This is a genomic window from Neobacillus bataviensis (assembly GCF_019969725.1).
Window position 1 is genome coordinate 201,522 of record NZ_JAHXYW010000003.1, and the last position, 20,240, is coordinate 221,761.

17 protein-coding genes are annotated in these 20,240 nt (G+C 40.4%); 3 read left to right on the top strand and 14 right to left on the bottom strand.

The features are described from left to right. The first annotated feature begins 195 nt into the window (after positions 1–195). The 3 genes from LC455_RS09375 (at position 196) to LC455_RS09385 (ending at position 1,654) form a co-directional block, all read left to right on the top strand. Entirely contained in the window at positions 196–708 is a 513-nt protein-coding gene (locus LC455_RS09375) for a gamma carbonic anhydrase family protein (protein ID WP_223590152.1), read from the top strand. Between the two features lie 231 nt (positions 709–939). Next, complete coding sequence (locus LC455_RS09380; RefSeq protein WP_223590906.1) at positions 940–1,425, top strand: DUF2975 domain-containing protein; 486 nt, start codon at positions 940–942, stop codon at positions 1,423–1,425. 1 nt (position 1,426) lies between these two features. Then, positions 1,427–1,654 (top strand): helix-turn-helix domain-containing protein, encoded by a 228-nt coding sequence (locus LC455_RS09385; protein WP_223590153.1) that lies wholly within the window; start codon positions 1,427–1,429, stop codon positions 1,652–1,654. A gap of 238 nt (positions 1,655–1,892) precedes the next feature. Here the strand turns inward: LC455_RS09385 and map are convergent, their stop codons facing one another. From map to nirB, 14 genes are all read right to left on the bottom strand, one after another. Continuing rightward, positions 1,893–2,633: a type I methionyl aminopeptidase gene (map, locus tag LC455_RS09390; protein WP_223590154.1), complete on the bottom strand. Its 741-nt coding sequence runs from the start codon at positions 2,631–2,633 to the stop codon at positions 1,893–1,895. Between the two features lie 122 nt (positions 2,634–2,755). Next, the gene (locus tag LC455_RS09395) at positions 2,756–3,436 is read right to left on the bottom strand and encodes a YdeI/OmpD-associated family protein (protein ID WP_223590156.1); all 681 of its coding nucleotides are present in this window, start codon (positions 3,434–3,436) and stop codon (positions 2,756–2,758) included. 83 nt (positions 3,437–3,519) lie between these two features. Next, complete coding sequence (locus LC455_RS09400) at positions 3,520–4,845, bottom strand: MDR family MFS transporter (RefSeq protein WP_223590158.1); 1,326 nt, start codon at positions 4,843–4,845, stop codon at positions 3,520–3,522. Between the two features lie 139 nt (positions 4,846–4,984). Then, on the bottom strand, positions 4,985–6,664 hold the full coding sequence (locus tag LC455_RS09405) for a SpoIID/LytB domain-containing protein (protein WP_223590160.1): 1,680 nt from the start codon (positions 6,662–6,664) through the stop codon (positions 4,985–4,987). 105 nt (positions 6,665–6,769) lie between these two features. Continuing rightward, the gene (locus LC455_RS09410) at positions 6,770–7,039 is read right to left on the bottom strand and encodes an aspartyl-phosphate phosphatase Spo0E family protein (RefSeq protein ID WP_223590162.1); all 270 of its coding nucleotides are present in this window, start codon (positions 7,037–7,039) and stop codon (positions 6,770–6,772) included. Positions 7,040–7,262: 223 nt separating this feature from the next. Beyond that, a complete protein-coding gene (locus tag LC455_RS09415; RefSeq protein ID WP_223590164.1) occupies positions 7,263–8,504 on the bottom strand; it encodes an ATP-binding protein in 1,242 nt (413 codons plus the stop codon). 175 nt (positions 8,505–8,679) lie between these two features. Continuing rightward, positions 8,680–9,546, bottom strand: coding sequence for a proline iminopeptidase-family hydrolase (locus tag LC455_RS09420; protein ID WP_223590166.1), 867 nt, complete (start codon positions 9,544–9,546; stop codon positions 8,680–8,682). Further along, positions 9,539–10,198, bottom strand: coding sequence for a Type 1 glutamine amidotransferase-like domain-containing protein (locus LC455_RS09425; RefSeq protein WP_223590167.1), 660 nt, complete (start codon positions 10,196–10,198; stop codon positions 9,539–9,541). Before LC455_RS09425 ends, LC455_RS09420 begins: the two co-directional genes overlap by 8 nt. A 14-nt stretch (positions 10,199–10,212) precedes the next feature. Next, on the bottom strand, positions 10,213–11,040 hold the full coding sequence (locus LC455_RS09430; protein WP_223590169.1) for a hypothetical protein: 828 nt from the start codon (positions 11,038–11,040) through the stop codon (positions 10,213–10,215). Between the two features lie 120 nt (positions 11,041–11,160). After that, on the bottom strand, positions 11,161–12,279 hold the full coding sequence (locus LC455_RS09435) for an NADH-dependent flavin oxidoreductase (protein ID WP_223590170.1): 1,119 nt from the start codon (positions 12,277–12,279) through the stop codon (positions 11,161–11,163). 341 nt (positions 12,280–12,620) lie between these two features. Then, positions 12,621–14,375 carry an AAA family ATPase gene (locus tag LC455_RS09440; protein WP_223590172.1) on the bottom strand — a complete coding sequence of 585 codons (1,755 nt, stop codon included), beginning with the start codon at positions 14,373–14,375 and terminating at the stop codon, positions 12,621–12,623. Positions 14,376–15,086: 711 nt separating this feature from the next. After that, positions 15,087–15,380, bottom strand: coding sequence for a hypothetical protein (locus LC455_RS09445; protein ID WP_223590174.1), 294 nt, complete (start codon positions 15,378–15,380; stop codon positions 15,087–15,089). Between the two features lie 139 nt (positions 15,381–15,519). After that, entirely contained in the window at positions 15,520–17,670 is a 2,151-nt protein-coding gene (gene nasC, locus LC455_RS09450; RefSeq protein WP_223590176.1) for an assimilatory nitrate reductase catalytic subunit NasC, read from the bottom strand. A gap of 164 nt (positions 17,671–17,834) precedes the next feature. After that, on the bottom strand, positions 17,835–20,201 hold the full coding sequence (nirB, locus tag LC455_RS09455; RefSeq protein ID WP_223590178.1) for a nitrite reductase large subunit NirB: 2,367 nt from the start codon (positions 20,199–20,201) through the stop codon (positions 17,835–17,837). Between the last annotated feature and the right edge of the window lie 39 nt (positions 20,202–20,240).

Below are 20,240 nucleotides of genomic sequence, written 5' to 3' on the forward strand. Positions count from 1 at the left end.
CTTTACCTCCTCCAAATTCTGTATTCAAGATAATTTTAGAGAAAAAAGGCGGATGAAAACAATAAAAATTTAGAATATTCGAATAGTTGCCAATTAAAGAGTATTTTTCTTAAAACAAGAGACCTTTTAGTCGCCCTTATGCTATATTAAATTCAAAAGATTCAAAAGATTCAAAATAAATAGGAGAGATGAAAAATGAAGATTCCATTCAATGGGAAATCCCCTGCGATTCATGAATCTGTATTTGTCGCACCAGGGGCTTATTTGGTTGGGGATGTGCAAATTGGAAAGGATTCAACGGTTTGGTTTAATGCGGTATTAAGGGCAGATGAAGGACCAATTATTATCGGAGAAAGATGCAGCATCCAGGATAACACCACTATCCACTTATATGAAGGGTTTCCCGTCATCATTGAGGATGATGTTACCGTTGGCCATAATGTTATTTTGCATGGGTGTAAAGTTGGCAGGAATTCGATTATCGGAATGGGCTCTACACTATTGGATAATGTCGAGGTTGGTGAGGAATGCATTATTGGCGCCAATACACTCCTAGCTGGCGGAATCAAAATCCCGCCCCGCTCCCTTGTGGTCGGCTCACCAGGTAAAGTGGTACGTGAGTTAAACGAGAAGGACTTGCAATTACTGAAAATGTCCAGTGAATCTTATGTTCAAAAAGGAAAGGAATATAAAGAAATATTGGAATAATGTAAAAAGGAGGTCTGGATAGTAACGGGTTCTCTGTTGGGGAACAAAATTCAATTTCACAATACATTTTTTGCGTGAATTCACACAGGAATTCACGCTTTTTATTTTTTGTCAAATTTAAAGGAGCTTTGAATAACAATAATAATATAATAAGAGACAATACTAATTTATTGTAATACAATAAATCGTGTGCTAAAATCATGTTGTTATTTTATAAGTGAGGTGTTTTAAATAAATGGTAAACGAGGTTCAACCATTTTCTTAAAGGTAATTATTTTTCTGGCTGGAATTGCAGTGCTTGCTTTATGTATATTTTTTGTACCCCGTTTGGCGAATTTTGCAGCAAAATTATATCCAAATATTGCCTCATTGAAATATCTCATATTCATCGTGATGTATGGAGCGGCTGTGCCTTTTTACTTCGCTCTCTATCAGGCTTTCAACCTTTTACGGTACATTGACGAAAACACAGCGTTCTCTGAATTATCTGTAAAGGCATTAAAGAACATAAAAAGCTGTGCGATTACAATCAGTGGTTTGTATGTATTAGGTTTGCCACTCTTTCATTTTATAGCGAAGAAAGTTGACCCTCCTATTGGATTAATGGTAATCATCATCGTTTTTGCTTCGTTGGTTATCGCCGTTTTTTCTGCTATCCTCCAACGGCTTCTACAAGAAGCAATTAACATAAAATCAGAAAATGATTTGACGGTCTGAGGTGGAGGATATGACAATTATTATTAATATTGATGTGATGTTAGCAAAACGGAAAATGAGCGTAACGGAGCTTTCAGAGAGGGTTGGAATTACTATGGCGAATCTTTCTATTCTGAAAAATGGGAAAGCAAAAGCGGTTCGTTTTTCAACATTAGAAGCGATATGTAAGGCTTTGAATTGTCAGCCAGGTGATATTTTGGAGTACAAAAGCGACGAAGACACTCAATAAAAACAGACAATAAATTTATTAAACTTGAGTAGATAAAGAATTTAAGGGATAGCAATTAAGCTATCCCTTCTTAAAAATAAGATTTGATTTGCAATGTTTGCACCTCAAAAGGGAACCCAATAGCGGGATAGCACCACTTTTGATTTATTTGGATAGTAGCGAGCTTTCATTGACCGTCTAGGTCTTTTTTGTTTCTCGGTAAATGAACCGAGTTTTTTTCGTATTAATAAGAAACTAATTATTGTGTAATAATAATTGGTCCGTCTTTGGTAAGGATCAATGTATGTTCAATCTGAGCGACAAAGCTTTTTTCAGTAGCATAAGTCCATTCGTCGTCTTTTTGAAACACTTCTTCTTCATGTGTGGAGATAAACGGTTCAAAGGCAATGACCATTCCCTCTTTTAGCAGCTCATCATCCCATGGTTCATAATAATTGTAAACATGGTCCGGTGCTTCATGAATCCTGCGGCCAATTCCATGCCCTGTTAGGTTCTTAATAACGGTTAACCCATTTTGTTTAGCAGTTTGGTGGACGGCCTTGCCGATCCCGCTTTTTTTAGCGCCTGGTCTCGCTTTCTTTAGACCTGCTTCAAAAGCTAATTTTGCTACATCACAAATTTTCTGCAGAATGTCTTTCCCTTCACCGACTACAAAGGAAATACCGGTGTCAGCGAAATAACCGTTTTTAGAACCCGAAACATCGATATTAACAAGGTCTCCATCCTGAATAACCCGCTTACCAGGAATACCATGTGCCACCTCATCATTGACACTTATACACGTAAATCCGGGGAAATCGTACTCTCCTTTTGGAGCAGAAATGGCACCTGCTTTTTCAAAAAGCTCACCTGCGATTTCATCCAATTCTTTTGTCGTAATGCCCGGCTTCGTTTGACGAACCATTTCATCCCTTATGGATGCCACAATTTTACCAATTTCCTTTAAACTTTTAAAATCTTCTTCTGTCTTTGCAATCATTGTCTATTACCTACTCTTTTTTTAATGTTATCATTTTAATATTTTACCTTTAGTTGCGTGAAAAATCCAAGAAAAAAACAATGATAAAAGGCCTCTCTCATTTAAAAGGCCCTTTTTGCAACTTAATTCCTCTTACTTTGTCGATATAATTCCATGGATTTAAAACCATCTCCTAAAACGGTTTCCATTTCTATGAGGCGTTTTTCCTGGGTTTCTTTCCTTTTGGCGCTGTATACATACCGTGCCCAATCCTTTTGATAGCCAGGAGTTAGGTCATTATAGAAATTTAATAAATCCACTTTATTCTTTAAATACTGCTTAATGTCTTCCACATTATTAATATAGTCATCCACACATTGACTGGCTTTTGAACTTGCTGCTTTTTTTGCTTTTTTTGGTTCGGATTTCAATCCTACCACCGTGAACACATCATTCAAACTTACCATTCTGGCGAACTTAATATCACTTCCGGAAACATAGCCTTCTTCATCCACACCAATGCCGTGGAATATACTATCGCGCTCTATGTATTCCTTATACGTTGGATTTCCTTTTTTCGGATAAGCAAAAAACAAATATCCTTTATCCTTCAATAGTTTCTTTTCAATCACAAGCTTTATTTGCTTGGAAAACTCTTCTAAGCGGAAGACAAAGAAAAAGCACATATCGTATTGTTCTTTTTGAATCGATGAATCGAATTCAAGGTCATTAAAATCGCTCACAGCTTCTGGCAGGCCAAGTATGAGCTTCGTCGGATATTTTGCAAGATTCAACTTATCAACAATCGTTTTTTGCGAATTCATTTTCATAGCTCCCTTAGTCTCTATTTCCTATAGTATAAATTTAAAAACCCGCCTTCGTCTACAACGGAAGGCGGGTTTTTATCTTAATTTTCGCTTAAAGCAGCCGTTTTGGCTGGTATGAAGAAGCTTAATAAGACCGTTACCAAACTTAAACATAATGCATACAGAAAGACGTTTTTCATGCCGATTGAAATGCTGGCCGCTTGGTTAATTAGGAGGCCCATGATGGTTACCCCAATCGAGGTCCCGATGTTTCTTAAGAACATTTGCAAGGAAGTTGATACCCCTTTAATATCCGCGTCAGCAAATTCCTGTGAGGCAATGGTACCAACTGCAAATAATAAGCCAAAGGAAACCCCTTGGACGGTCAAAATTAGAAACATCCCTAAGTAGGATAGTTCATTGAGGAATAAAAATAATGCCAGTCCTGATAAAGCCGTGATAAAGCTTCCAATGATAAATAAATTTTTATAACCGAACCGGATAATCCATTTGCCAGCCGGTGTGCTTCCAAACATCCAGCCGATGGCAATACTTAAGAGAATCAGCCCGCTTTTATAAATGCTCATGTGGTTTCCTTCTTGCAAATACAGAGGAATAAAGTTGGATGTTCCGAAAAAGGAAAGACAGTAGACCAACATAAAAAGATTGGACATGAGGATTCCCTTGTTTTTAAACAACGAAACAGGAAGAAATGGATGTTTCTCTTTCTTTTCAACAAAAACAAAGACAATCAATCCAATAAATCCAATGATCACGTACCAAAGGGCATGGCTGACATTTGTGGCCAGCAATAATAGGGAGATTGAGATCCCGAACAGGAAAAAGCCTTTAAAGTCGATATAGGTCTTTTTAAATTCAGATTGTTCCTGATAAGGTATTAAACACAGCACGGTTGCAATACCTATTGGGATATTGATAAAGAAAATCCATCTCCAAGATAATGCTTCAACAAAAAAAGAACCTAGAACAGGACCGACAATAGAGGATATTGCCCAAATACTGCTAAAAACAGCCTGGATTCTCCCTCGTGTTTCGATGGTAAATAAATCACCAACGATGATGATGGAGAGTGGAATCATCCCGCCGGCTCCCAAGCCCTGAATACCTCTGAAAATAATGAGGCTCACCATCGAGTTCGCCATGCCGCACAGGATTGAACCGAGAGTAAATAAGCCGACCGCAAACATTAATAGTTTTTTTCGGCCGTACATATCTGAAAGTTTACCGTAAAGTGGAACGGTAACAGTGCTTGCCAGCATATAAACGACAAATATCCAGGCGAATAACTCCATGCCGCCAAGCTGCTTTACGATGGTCGGGCTTGCCGTTTGCATGATGTTGGCATCGAGTGCCGAAATGAGGGTTGTAATGACTAATCCCCAGAATACATATTTATTTTTGTTCATAAAACCTCCTGTAAAAAGACCTGTTGATTTTCAACTACCTATTTTTTACAATACTTCTCCTATGTATCATTATAGCAAAATTGGAATCTATTTTTCTAATGTTTTTCAATAAAAAAAGGCTGAAGGAATTCAGCCGTGATTACCTGATTAAATACCCGCTCGTATGGAATTGATACCATTTTCCTGCAATATATTGACGGTTTTGAACCATTTCGCCGTTTTTTGATAAATAGTAGGTTTTCCCTTTATCTTTAATCCAGCCGGTTGCCATCGCACCTGTGGAAGTTAAGTAGTACCATTTATTTTTGTCCTTAAGCCATCCAGTCGCCATTGCTCCAGTTGGTTTCAAGTAATACCATTTCCCGCCGATAGACTTCCAGCCTGTTTGCATTTCACCATTGCCATTTAGGTAATACCACTGGCTGGCATTCTTTAGCCAGTCTGTTGCCATTGAACCGTTTGGATTAAAAAAGTACCATTTCCCATGGTCCTTCACCCAGCCAGTTCGTTTGCTGCCTTGCACCGCAATCGATGATGGTCCATACATGTTAACAATGGAAATCCCGGAATAATAAAATTTTAAAATTTCATCGTACGTTTTCCCGGCATCAGCCATGTTTTTGGCGCCCCATTGACTCATCCCGACACCATGGCCATCTCCCAATCCCTTGACAGAAAAAGTATCATTATCAGATTTAAATTCAGCCACTAAATAACTCCACATTACACGATTCCCAATAATGGAGCGGACTATTGATGCACTTACATCGGCTATGGCTAGACGCTTGAGAATTAATTTTCCATCGGCATCCACGTTATCTTTTTCTATAAACTCGACCGTCATGCTCCCCTTATTTACTCTGCCGCCAGAACCAGCAGCATATAGAGAAAATTCAGGGATAGCCGTGATTTTAATTTCATTATTTGCATAGCCATTGGCATTTAGCCACATTTTAATATTAGATGTAATTGTCTGATCTGCTTCTTTAATTGTGGACCACCATTCAGAAGACTTTGCTAAATCTAGAGAGGATATATCCATTTGTCTTTTATGAAGAGAAAAGCTCCAAACTGTTCTGGGGTCATAAGGGTCTTGCTTGATAGGTAAATAAGGAACGAGTGCCGTCCCCCAGGCATTAGCGTTGTTCTCAGTCCGTCCGCCGTTGCTTGCAGAATATACAGCATTGATTAACCGCCCGTTATACTCGGCAACCTGCCCCTTCGTCTCATCAACAGCTTTTGTAGAATTTGGAGTCCAATTGTAGCCGCCGTATACTTGATAAGCGATCGTATCATCAATAACACCACGAGTACTGTAGCTCATCGCATACGTTCTTGCTGCCACAGCCTGCGTTTTCAGGGCTTCAACCTTCCATGAAGGATACATTTCAATGGGCACAACACCTTTTAAATAATCCTCCATGAACACAGAATTAATCGGACGAACATAGCGGTTATTTTCCACCTCAAAATCAAAACTGCCAAGGTAGATGCGATTATTGATGGAAAGCTGGGAAGTTGGCTTCACAGGATTGGCCGATAAAACATTAGAAGAATAAAGAAGAGCGCCATCTTTATATAAAGAGATTTTTCCATTTTCCTGTTTTAGTAGATAACTATTACCTGAAATTAACTTGATATTCTGGTCACTCGTAAGATAATCGCCATTTGGTTTTAAAGTAATTTCTGATTTGTTACCTAAATAATTAATCAACTTCACTTTAACAATTGGTTCTGCCTGTTCGGCAAAAATCATATTATGAGGAACCAATGGAACAATGATTGTAAAAATAATCACATATAGCAGGACTTTTTTCAATCTATTTTTCCCTCCGAAACTATTAATAGTACCAAGTGCTAAGATTATCATATATTAGTAGTTCAGAAGTCCTCAATGGAATATTATTTCCAAATATAAATCCTTTTAAACTTGAAAGTAACGAATGTATGAACTGCACCCAAACATTAAAAGCTTAAATATGCATTCATTTAAGAAAAGTATAAAATCATGATATTGTTGGATGGGTTTAAAACGGTTAGGTTGCAATTTTAATCGATTATATTCGTTAATCATATCGTCCAGTTCCTGGCTGCAGTGAATTGTTTCTTCGCATTGGAGTCCTTTTGCCAAACCTATTTTTATCATCTCGTCTCTTTTCTTGTTTATTGCCTTTTCTAACTGTTCCTGTCTCATAGCAAAAATACACCTCAGAAAAAAATATGTAATAATTTCGAATACTGTAAACAATTGACGCAAAATGTATTATATCACGTTATCGGTTTAGTAGAATCGTTTCGCTAAAACAAGCTAAAAAAAGACGGGATTCCAATATTTTCGACCTTTTCATACAACGAAATACCTAAATCGACATCTTCTTGCAAAAAAGAATCCCCGGTCCATGGAGATTCTTTTTGAGCTATGAATAGCTGTATTCCTTTTTCAGCAATGGCTGTGTGATCGTCGGCAAAACGATTTCAATTGTCGTGCCTTGATTTATTTCACTTTGGATCAAAAGCTGGCCATTATGACTTTCAATAATCCGGTAACAGGTCATTAAACCGAGACCTGTTCCTTTTTCTTTGGTCGTATAAAAAGGCTCACCAAGAGTGGCGATTCTCTCTGCAGGAATACCTACCCCTTGATCAGTAATATTTATCGAAATATTTCCCTCTTCTCTTTCCTTGACCTTCACAAAAATATTACCGCCATCCGGCATAGCTTCAATAGCATTTTTTAAAAGATTTAAAAATACTTGCTTTAACTGGTTTTCCTCACAGCTGATTGTCGGAATCTCCCCTTCAAAATCGACGAAGATTTCCACGCTGTTTAATATGGATTGGGTGTTCATTAAGGTGATGACATCCCTAATCAAGACCGTTACATCTTTTTCAATAAAAACAGCCACGGTTGGTCTTGCCAAAAAAAGAAATTCCCCAACAATCGAATTGATCCGTTCAAGCTCTGCTAAAACTATATCAAAATACTCATCCTGCTGCTGATTGGCCTTAAATAGCTGGATAAAACCTTTGATAGAAGTAAGTGGATTACGGATTTCATGGGCAATCCCGGCGGCCATTTGTCCTAACAATGCCAGTTTCTCAGACTTTTGTAACAAACGGTCTGTTTGCTCTTTTCGATCGGTAATGTCTTTCCCAATCGTCAGAAGCGCCTCTTTACCGCCAAATACGATATTCATAGAAGAAGCCTCAAAATAAAATATCGTTCCGTCGAGCCGCCGTGCTTTGTATTCAATCGTATTGACCGGCTGTTTTGCTTTTTTAATTTGCTTATATCGCTCCAATAAACGTTCCTGATATTCAGGAACAATGAAATCCATAATGGTTTTTCCGAACAATTCTTCTTTATTCTTTGCACGAGCCATGGATAATGCAGCTTGATTTAAATAAATAAATTTATGGTCTTGGGTAATATAAACCGGTTCAGGTAAGGAATCGATCAATTTCTTGTAACTTTCCTCACTATCAAGAGCTTTTTTTCCCAAGTAGCAAGCTTTATCATATTGCCATCCGACCACCCAGGAGATTGCGGTAAAAATTAAAAAATCAAGCGTGAAAAAGGGATGGTGTTCGAAGAATCTTTGATATATTGAAAAAAGTATCGAGATGGATACTAAAGAGATTTGACCCATGCGTTTCATTGCTTTGCCCCTTATATAGGAAAATTGTCTTATAACACATTTCGGCATAATCCTATTTATTCCTTCTTCTAAATCTATTTTTCTTTTTAATAATAGCAAAATAATAATGCAAAGAAAGGATCTCTTGTAAAAAGGAAAAATCCACCAGGATCGAATGGTGGATTTTTTGTAAATTTTAGTCGACTGATTTCAGATACTCTCCTACCACCTGCAAAAATTCCTCCGGCTCTTCGACATACGGCATATGAGCACTGTTCTCAAACACATAGAATTTACCATTATTTGTCAGTTTGCTAAAATATTCGGTTGATTCCGGAGTCGCTTCATCAAAACGACCGCACGTAAACAAAGTGGGACAAGTGATTTCCTTTAATTGGGAAGTACAATCAAAATTTTTCAAGTTTCCTAGTACTGTGAATTCGGACGGTCCCCACATAATATTGTATACTTCTGGATTGCGATATTGGGAGCCTTGTTTCAACCAGTCTGGATACGGATCCATTCTATTTACAAAGTTTTTATTAAACTCAAGCGTTGCTTCATGATATTCCTTAGAATCTGTCATTCCCGATTCTTCACAGCGTAAAATGGTTTCTTGAATCTCTTGTGGCAGCTTTTTCAGGTTCCGCCGCTGATCTTCCTCCCACAAAGGTGCGCTAAGGCAGGGACTTGAAAACATAACACTCTTCACACCGCTTGGCTTTGTTATACAATAAGCTGCAGCTAGCGTCGTCCCCCATGAATGACCTAAAATATGTACTTCATTTAAGTTAAGGGCACCTCTGATTTGGGCTAATTCCTCGACAAACCGTTCAAGTTTCCATAATGTGGTGTCCGTTGGCCTCTCTGACCTGCCACAACCAAGTTGATCGTAAAAAATAACCGGACGATCCTGTGCCAAAGCTTTTAACCCTTGGAGCGAATAACACGAGGACCCTGGTCCTCCGTGTAAAATGATGACAGGCGTCCCAGCACCTTCTTTATTGTACATTTCATACCAAACCTTGCCGCCTGTTACTTCAATAAATCCTTCTTCATGCATGATGTGAACCCCCTTCAATGATTTTTCCATTACGAATTTCATTAATCTTCCCATAAAACTCGATATGATCACCATGAATGACAATGCCATCACCGTCATTACAGGTATTAATTGTCTTCTGTTTAGAATACGCCAAAAGCTCCGGTAACCGCTGCTTTTGTGTTTGCCAATGCGGCATAAACTCAAATTCTATTAAATTTAAAGCGTTTAATTGCTCCAAGTGAACGAAATTTTCATCTATGTATGATGCAATTTTTATCGTCTTTGACATCAAAATGGCTCCGGCACTTACACCAATCAATAGTTTCCCATTGATTGCCATCTCATTTAGTTTTCCCAGCAAGTTTCTCTTTTGTAAGTTTTTTAAAAAATAGAAGGTATTCCCGCCGGATAAGTAGAGGCCATCACAGCTTTCGAGCTCTCCCAGCAAGGATTCGTCATACTCCTCATCTACATCAAAATAAAGGAACTCGTTTATATCTAAAGAACGAAAATATTCCTTTGCCGCGGTAAAGTATTTCTTTTCTTTATCTGACTGGGAGGGAATATATCCAAGTTTAAATGATTTCACTAAGATAAGCTCTTTAATCCGCTCTTCTAACTGAAGATTATTTTTCTTGGAAAAATCACTTAATAATACTAAATTTAACAATTTTCTATCCTCTCTTACAATCCTTTTTTTATTTGATAAAGTATATAACTTACTACCAAGGTTAAAAGCGAAAAAAGGAAAGCAATCCCCGATAAGGCCAGGACATAGGCATTAAATTCCGCCAGTTTGAGGATTAGCCGGTAGCTGTCTAAATGGAGCAGGCCTGCAGCAAGATTAAACAAAACCAATAGAAAGAAGATGGTCAACAGTCCTTTTGCTGAGCCTTGGATATCCGATTTACTCAGAGCAATATGGGAAGAAATACTGATGGCAATAACTAAAAAGATCCAAAAAAGCGGGTTGATGAAATTTTCTATGGTAAAAAGACTTTTACTAATCGCTAATATGGCTCCCACTATTGATTTAATAACATTTATATCCAACTTTTCAAGTGAAATATGCTCACGAAGCTGCTGTTGAAAGGTTTTAAAGGATTGGGGCACGAACAGATACATCCCCAATATTAACGAACCGATTCCACTAAAAATGGGGCCTAAACCAATAAAAAAATTCCCCACCTGCTGATACATGCTGTTTCGGTTATATTGATGCTCGACAAATCCAAGCACGCCATTCGAACTGTTCAACTGAAGTAGTTTGACCCTTGTAACCCGATGTCCCCACAGAAAGCACTGGATAAGATGGCCGATTTCATGAATGGGAGTCCCAATCCATGCGGTTACCAACACTCCTCTAGGACCAAAGGCACGTACCAGGTATGAATTGGAATGCCTTTCCAGAAACCCTAATATAAACCCAACCGCAATGAGGGTTCCCACCAGATAGATCAATTCTATAAAACTTAACAGTAACATATGAAAAAAAGATAATAGGATGTCCATCTCTATTGGTCCTTTCGATGATATTTTTCCTATTTACCCATGCTATACCAAATTCACTAAAATATTCATTAACCATTTTATCACAAAAAAAAAGCATCTTAATCAGATGCTTTTCGAATATTATACACCTGGAAACCATCCAGGGGTATGGATAATGGCTTGCCAAAGTGGATCTGGAACGACAAGTTCATTCTGTTTCGTTTTGTCTATCTTGGTTATAATCTCATTTTCCTTTCCTCCTGCAATCTTTTGCACCCAATCCGGATCCATAATGATTTCACGCCCAAGTGCAAGTAAAGGAATCCCTGTTTCAAGTGCTTTTAGTGCTTCATCCGCTGTCTGAATCGACCCTACACCGATAACAGGAACACGGGAGCCGACGCGCTCTTGAATAATTTCAATTCGTGAACGGGTATCATCAATGCCTCTTCTAGGTGTGGACCAAAAATCAATTAGCGATACATGCAAATAATCGAGATCTTTTTCCGCAAGTGCATCTATTAAATACAATGTATCAGCCATGGTAATTCCGGGTGTTTCCGGTTCTTCTGGTGAAAAGCGGTACCCTATAATAAATGAATCATTGGCATACTTTGCAGCAACATTCTTTACCTCGTCCACTACTGCCAATGGGAAGTTCAGACGTTTATCAAGACTTCCTCCCCAGCAGTCTTCACGACGGTTGGAATGGGGGGAGAAAAATTGTTGAATAAGATACCCGTTCGCCCCATGAATTTCAACACCATCAAAGCCAGATTCAATTGCCCGACGTGTTGTTTCTCCAAAGTCCCTGATTATCGCCTCTACCTCTTGTTCAGATAATTCTCTAGGAACTGGCTTTCCTTCACCTTCAGCAGGAATGCTGCTCGCACTGACAACATCGCCGTTTACTAGCTCTGGCGGAACTTGGCGTCCGCCATGAAAAATTTGCAGAATCGCTTTTGATCCCTTTTCTTTTATCGCCGATGCAAGCCTTTTAAGACTTGGAATAAACTCATCCCGATCCCCGCCGAATTCTCCATGAAAGCCTTTCCCATTAGCGGTTACATATGTACAAGCCGTAATGACCATTCCTACACCCGCGGAACGCCTTGCATAATATTTAACCTCGGCGTCGGAAACAGTACCATCCTGATTGGATGAAAAATTTGTCATCGGTGCCATAACAATCCGATTCTTTAAAGTTATTCCATTCAAAAACGTAAATGGCTGGAATATAGTTGCATATTTAGAATTCATTGAACTTCCCCTCCATATTTCAAGAAATAAGGAGTTGCTAATTAACAACTCCTTGTTTTTATCTAATTATTGACCATCTGCCCCATTTTGCGTTACTCTACGAATATGGTCATCTTCAAAGTTGTTTTAACGAGCCTTTTCTACTTTATCGTTTAACAATTTCTTTTCATCAGCGTCTGGTGAAGACTGCAGTTTCTTTTTTGACAAGTTAAATTCCCCTTAATAAACCTTGTTTACCTTTTTTATTTTGCTTCTTTTAAATAAAAATACTCTTCATTTCTGTTATCGATATAAAACAACAACGAAAAACCTCGTTTATTAACGAGGCTAATCGGTTCTGTTTATTTTGTTTCCTCTATCTCATCTGTCCCTTCGTCTACTGGATTCACTGAAGGTAAACCTAGGACAAGTGGATTCTCGAAAGATTCGAGGGTTACTACCTTTCGTGGTTCTGGTCTGGTTTGGCCATACAGGCGAACATAAAGCTCTTCAATTTCCTCACCCGTTAAATCGCCTCGCTTTAATAATTCCCCAGCAATCGAATGGACGAAATCGGCATGCTCATTGACAAGCTGCTTAACCTGTTTCATCTGGTCCTTCAATAGCAGATTGATTTTTGGACGTAATGCTCGAAGTCCATCAATTCGGGTTCCTACCGCAAGCCAGCTGAATAATTCATCGCCCATGCCGACCATACCAAGGTAAGCACCTGCTATCATCGTGGCCTGCTGGAGATCGGAGGTAACCCCGTTTAATTTCTTGCCAAGGAATTCCTCTTCCACTGCTCTCGCAGCCAAACAAACTTGAATTTCTGCGAGCATTTCGCTGTCACTTCGGTTATACCGCTCTTCGGTCGGTTTAGTTGCCGCAAGGCCAAGCGCACCGCCGCGCCGGATAATCGTGACCTTCCATACACGTTCATGGGGCTTCAACAGGTACTGTGCTACCGCATGACCGGCTTCATGATAGGCGACATTCCGCTTCTCATCCTCCATCATGGAGCTTAATGGCTGTTTAAGCCCCCACTCATAGGTTTCCATCGCAGCCCGGAAGTCCTCGTAACTAGCTAGCTGGGCCCCGCGCTGATGGGCGATGACGACAGACTCATTAACAATATGTCTGATTTGCGCTGGACTATAGCCGATTGTGTCAAGAGCGGCCTTCTCGGAGGTCAGCGATGAATCAATTTTTACTTTTTTAAGATAGTATTGGAATACATCTACCCGGCCATCATAATCAGGAGAGTCGACCCAAAGCTTGCGGTCAAAGCGGCCCGGCCGGAGCAATGCCTGGTCGAGGACATCAGGAAGGTTGGTTGCGCCTATCGTTAGAACGGCTGGGCGCTCTGCTACTTTTTTTCGTAACCCCAGTGAGCGTAGAAACTTCGCGATTTTGGAGTTATCGATGTTCGGAGGGTCCATTTGTAAAAGGAGTTCATTAAGCAATCCGGCTCCCCCCATTCCGGCCATGCCCATCAGACCTGCTCCTCCTCCGCCTCCTCCTCCGCCTTGTCGGCTCATGCCAATGGCGTCGATTTCATCGATAAATATAATGCAGGCACCATATACATCTGCGAGCTTCCTGGCTTTCTTGTAGAGACCCATCACTTTAAGGTTACCAACGCCGAAGAACATATTTTGAAAGCTTGGGGCTGATGCATAGGCAAAGGGTACCTGTGCTTCGTTGGCGATTACTTGAGCCAAATAGGACTTCCCGGTGCCTGGCGGGCCGCATAGGAGTAAGCCTCTGATCGCTTCGCCACCCATATCTTTAAACTCTTTTACACCCCTAAGAAGGGTAACTATCCTTCTGGCATTTTCCACAATTTCTGGATTGCCCCGATAGTCGTCCCAGGTTGTACCGGTCTCACCAGGCAAGATCCAGTACGTTCGTCCCCGGGCCAGAAACCAGAAGAGTGCAACAAACTGTATGATCATAAATAACATTGCGAATAGCAATTGAAATAAAAAGCTGATTATTGTCAAGGCGACCGACCAATAGGAAGGTCCTCCCTTCACCAATATTACGCCAATAAATATGATAAAGGCGAGCCAGAGCAGGAATTTGCGCCACTTTATCCACTTATGACTCTTCATGGTCCCACTTCCATTTCGGAAAATTTGGAATATTATATGATGAAACAGCCTAAAGGTGTAAGCAGTAATATCTTAAAATCGAGATTTTTTTTGAAATTTTATTAAAATTTTTATGGACTGAAAATATCCTTTCTTAATGACCGTCGCGGCACTATTTGAAGGGTGATGGGAATTAGGATCCTCCCTTAATGACCGTCGTGGCACAATTTGAAGGGTGATGGGCAATAGGAGTCTCTCTTAACGACCGTCGCGGTACTTTTTGAAAGGTGATGGGCATTAGGATCCTCTCTTAGTGACCGTCGCGGCACAATTTGAAGGGTGATGGGCATTAGGGCCTTTTCTTAATGACCGTCGCGGCACAATTTGAAGGGTGATGGGCATTAGGGCCCTCTCTTAGTGACCGTCGTGGCACAATTTGAAGGGTGATGGGCATTAGGGCCCTTTCTTAATGACCGTCGCGGCACAATTTGAAAGGTGATGGTCATTAGGAGCCTCCCTTAGTGACCGTCGAGGCACAATTTGAAAGTTGATGGGCATTAGGAGTCTCTCTTAATGACCGTCGCGGCACTTTTTGAAGGATGATAGGAATTAGGATCCTCCATTAATGACCGTCCCGGCACTTTTCGGTGGCTGATGAGCATTAGGGCCCTTTCTTAATGACCCTTACCCAATGCAAAAGACCCTCCCAAAAAAGAGAGGGCCTCAAATCAATTATTTTACAAGTTTGTTTTTGATGTCCATCAAGTACTTGATTACGACAGCAAGACCGCCAATGAAGTAGAAGGTCGTCATAATCCATCCTGTTGGATCAATTGAATTCATGGAAATAAGAAGGTTCAATGGAAGAACGAAGTAAACGATATCCTTTAAATAATCTAGTACAAAACTTGTATCAAAAGAGCCTTTCCAGAACATTTGGATAAACTGAATTAGGAAATTAAGAATCATTAGTCCAAAAACGGCCTGCATAGTATATAGCATCCAGGCTGATAGTCCGAAGTCCATTTATCATCACCACCTTTGCTATATACTATGCTTGTAATAATAACTGGTGATGGGAATAGCCCTTCATAATTCACAAAATATTCATAATAATCAGCAACGAAAAAACATTTTCCAAACACTAAAATACAACATAGAATTTTTATTGTAAAAATGGATCCATTAACGGACTTACTCTCACTGCTGTCACTTTAAATCCAGGCATTTGGCAGTCAGGATCTAATTTATTTGAAACTAGAAGATTCACATTTTGTGAATCTCCCCAATGAAAGGGGATGAAAACGGTATCTTTGCGAATCATCTCCGACCACTTGCTTCTAACAACAATGCTGCCTCGTTTGGATTCGATTTTTACCAAGGAATGATTTGGAATCTGATATTTCAAGGCCATCGCCGGATGGATCTCCAGGTATGATTCCACATTCCTTGCCGCTAATCCAGCGCTTTTCCGTGTTTGGACACCGGTTAAATAATGCGACATAACTCTTCCGGTCGTGAGTAACAAAGGAAATTGTTCACTTGCTTGGTCTTTTGCTACAGTTGGTTTGTTTGGAGCGATGACCATGACTGCCTTTCCATCCGGATGTGCGAAGGAAGCTTCAAACAGCCTATTCGTCCCGCTATGTCCTATATCAGGACATGGCCATAATATACCGCCTTCTTTTCGCAGACGCTCATACGTAATCCCGTAATAATCAGCCTTTCCGCCACGACTTGCTACTCGTAATTCTTGAAAAATTTCTTCGGCTGAAGTAAACGAAAAGCCCTTTTCTTTACCAAGAACACGTGCTATTTCACAAATAATTTGCCAGTCGTGCTTAACCTCTCCTGGACATGGATAGCTCGCATCGCGCAAGGTGACCCGGCCTTCTACATTTGTCATCGTACCCTCATCTTCCAAATAAGACGAAGCGGGCAAAATCAAATCGGCTAATTTTGCCGTTTCAGACAAAAATAGATCGGCAGCAACAAAGAATTTTAATTTTTTTAAGGCATTTTTCACAAAATGCGCATTCGGATGGGAAACAACCGGATTCGAGCACATTAAAAACAGACCAGTAATTTTAGCTTCATTGATTTTCTCCATCATTTCGTAAGCAGAAACTCCTTTTCCCGGCAATTCGGATTCATTGATTCCCCAAACACTGGCGATATATGCCCGGTGTTCCTCGTTTTCAATGGCTCGATATCCCGGAAGCTGATCGGCTTTTTGGCCATGTTCACGGGCTCCTTGTCCATTGCCCTGTCCTGTTATCGCTCCATAACCGCAATGTGGCTTGCCAATTTTCCCAGTTGAAAGCAGAATATTCAAGAAATTGCGAACAGCAATCGCTCCATCGGTTTGCTGCTCCACCCCTCTTGCTGTAAAAATCATTCCTGTTGCTACTTTTCCAAACTTTATTGCCGCTTTTCGAATTTGGGCGATTGAAACACCGGTTATGTTTTCGATTTCCTCCAGTGTTAACGTTGAAACATACTCCTTTACTTCTTCAAACCCTTTTACCCTTTCTTGGATAAAGGTTTTATTAATATAGTTTTCTTCTATTATTATTTTTAACAGCCCATTTGCGAGTGCGGCATCGGTTCCCGGTTTAAGCTGCAAATGCAAATCTGCTAGTTTCGTCGTCGCGGTTTCACGCGGGTCTATCGCAATGATATAAGCGCCGTTTTCCTTCGCTTTTTCAATATATGGAAACATAGTGGGCTGACATTCGGCGATATTTGTTCCCGCTAAGATGATGCAATTTGTATAAGGAATTTCAGATAGGCTGTTGGTGAATCCTCTGTCCATTCCGAATGTTTGGCTCGCAGCAGAGGCTGCGGCAGACATACATAAGCGGCCGTTGTAATCAATGTATTTGGTTTTTAAAGCACTTCGTGCAAACTTTCCTAGTAAATAAGCTTCTTCATTGGTGAGTGAGGCGCTGCCATAAACCGCCAAAGCGTTCAGGCCATTTTCCGCTTGGATGCACGTAAAATTCTCTTTGATTTTGTCCAGGGCTTCCTCCCAGGTAATGCGGACAAATTCTCCATTCACTTTTAATAATGGATATTTTAAGCGTTCGCGATGGAGGGCATGCTGATGCGCATGCATGCCTTTGATGCATAAACGCCCTTCTGAAGTGGGGTTATCTTTTCCGATTGTCTTATATGTTTTTCGTGTAACAATCGATTGTTCAATCAATTGCATTTTGCACTGCATACTGCAAAAAGGGCATTGGGTAGTAAAGGTTTGTTCCGACTCCACCTTTTGCTGCTTGGTCCGGAAGTATTTTAATAGCATCTCAGTCAAGGAATCGCCTCCGAATTTTTTGTTGAATTAATGGGAAATCATAGGATTATACAAATTTGGGGATTTATTCTACAAAAATGGATTAGTATTCTACAATTCTTTGGGTGTTACCTTCATAAATGCGGTCAAATTGGACCAAAATAAGGTCACATTCTACAATCGCCTCAAGTAGACAATTCTGTTTTCACATAGAAACCCTTCCGCAACAACCTTTCCTCTTCCAAGCGATCCAACAATTGCTGGCGAAGCTCAAAATCAAATAATACTTCTCTTATATGAACTAAGCTAAGTCGATCAATCCATTCCCATGTCCGCTCCAGAAAATTGGCTGTCTCCCGGTAATATTGGACAAATCCTGTAACCATTTCAAACGCTTCTTTATCCGAGGCAGCAATACACAGCAGCTCACCACCACGGACGTTCCGGCCGCTGCTCCCTCCTACATAAATTTCCCAGCCTCGTTCCATTCCGATTACCCCGATATCTTTCGTAGTGGAGCCTGCCCCATTATGCAAACAGGAAGAAACACCCATCTTCACACGATAAGGAGTGGCTAGAAATTCCAATCTCTTTTCTAGACTCGCAGAAAGATGGAGAGAGGATTGTTTATCACATCGGCAAATATGTTCTCCAATACAAGTTTTAATCGTTTGCACCTTATTTCCATAGGTTGAACTTAACCGCATGTTCAAATCTGCCCACACACCAGCGAGGTCTCTTTCTTTTATCCCCATCAAATGAATCCGTTGTTCACTTGTAATGGCAATATCCACGATCCCATATTTGTCAGCGACATCCGCTATATTTCGCAATTGATCCGACTTGGTTATTCCGCCGTACATTTGCGGGACGACGAAATATGTGCCGTCCTGTTGCACGGTGGCATTCATCTTATCGTTTAAAAATAGGGTTTCCTGGATATTCTCATATTCCGGATTAATCATCGCTAAATAATAGGACAAGGCAGGCCGGCATTTCGTACAGCCTTGTTTGTTGTTCCAATGAAGGACATTCATCACCTCCGATAAGGAGACTAAATCTAACAGCTGTATCTGTTGAACCACTTCATCCTCTGATAAAGAAGTACAGGAACAAAAGGACGTCTTCTCTATCACCTCGGAAAAATCATTACTATTAATATAGGATAATAGCTCTTCTATCATAGGCTTGCAGCCGCCACACGAACTTGACGCCTTTGTGCATGTTTTCACCTGTTCAACGGACGATACACCAATTTTCTGCACCGCCTCGATGATTGCCCCTTTTGTTACCCCATTGCAATGGCAAATCAAATCTCTGTTGGCCATGGAAGTAACTAAATGGCTTTCACCTTTTGAGGTTGGAAAAAGGACAACTTTTTCAACATCCTGTAAATCTTGTTGTTTTATAATCATTTCTAGTAATTTTCCCCGCTCGCTTGTATCCCCGTACATGACAGCACCAATAATTTTATCCCCTTTGAAAACCATCTTTTTATAAACTCCAGCTATCTCATCGTAAATTTTAATCGCCTTTGTAGCTGGGTCTTCCTCAAAGCGGCCTACTGAAAATACCTCTACTCCCGAAATTTTCAATTGCGTAGAAAGAACCGACCCTTCATATCCCTTACTTGCGATTCCGCAAATCCGTTTGGCTAACACCCTCCCTTGTTCATAGAGAGGCTTCACCAATCCGTAAACCATTCCGCGATGCTCCACACATTCCCCTACAGCGTAGATGTTCGGAATACTCGATTCTAAAAAATCATTAACAAGAATCCCGCGTTTGGTCTCAATCCCGCTATCTTTCGCCAACTGGACATTCGGCCTGACCCCCGCTGCCATGACAATCAAATCGGCTTCTATTTCTGTTCCGTCTTTGAACCGTAACCCTTCAACCCGCTCGTTTCCGAAAATCTCCGATGTCTCTTTCTCCAAAAGAAACATCATCCCTTGCCGTTCCAACTCAGTTTGCAGCATTTTCGCCGCTGTTTGATCCAATTGCCTTTCCATTAAAAAACTAAAAAGATGAACCACCTTTACGTCCATACCCAGATTCAACAGCCCTCTTGCCGCTTCCAATCCTAATAGCCCGCCGCCAATTACGACTGCTTTCTTAAACTTCTTCGCTGTTTCGATCATGAATTGACAATCTTCAATGGTCCTAAAAGAAATTACCCCTTCCTTTTCTCCGCCAGGTATAGGCAGCATAAACGGAGTTGATCCAGTAGCTAAAATAAGCTGGTCATATGATACCGCCCTCTGCTTATCTGTTAAGAGAATCTGTTTGTCGGTATCAATTTTTAGGACCATTTCCCCTAAAAGCAGCTTGATATGGTGTTGGTTATACCATTCCCTGCTATTTATGGTAATGTCGGCTAGCGATGTGTTCCCTTGCAAAACAGTCGATAATAATATCCGATTATAGTTTGGGTGCGGTTCACTGCCAATTACGGTTATATCAAACCGATCAGGATTTAACTTTAAGATTTCCTCCAGACAGCGGATGCCGGCCATTCCATTCCCAATCAAAATTAATTTTTGTTTTACCATTTATAAACCTCCAGACAATCCAAGGGTAAGCTGACGCGA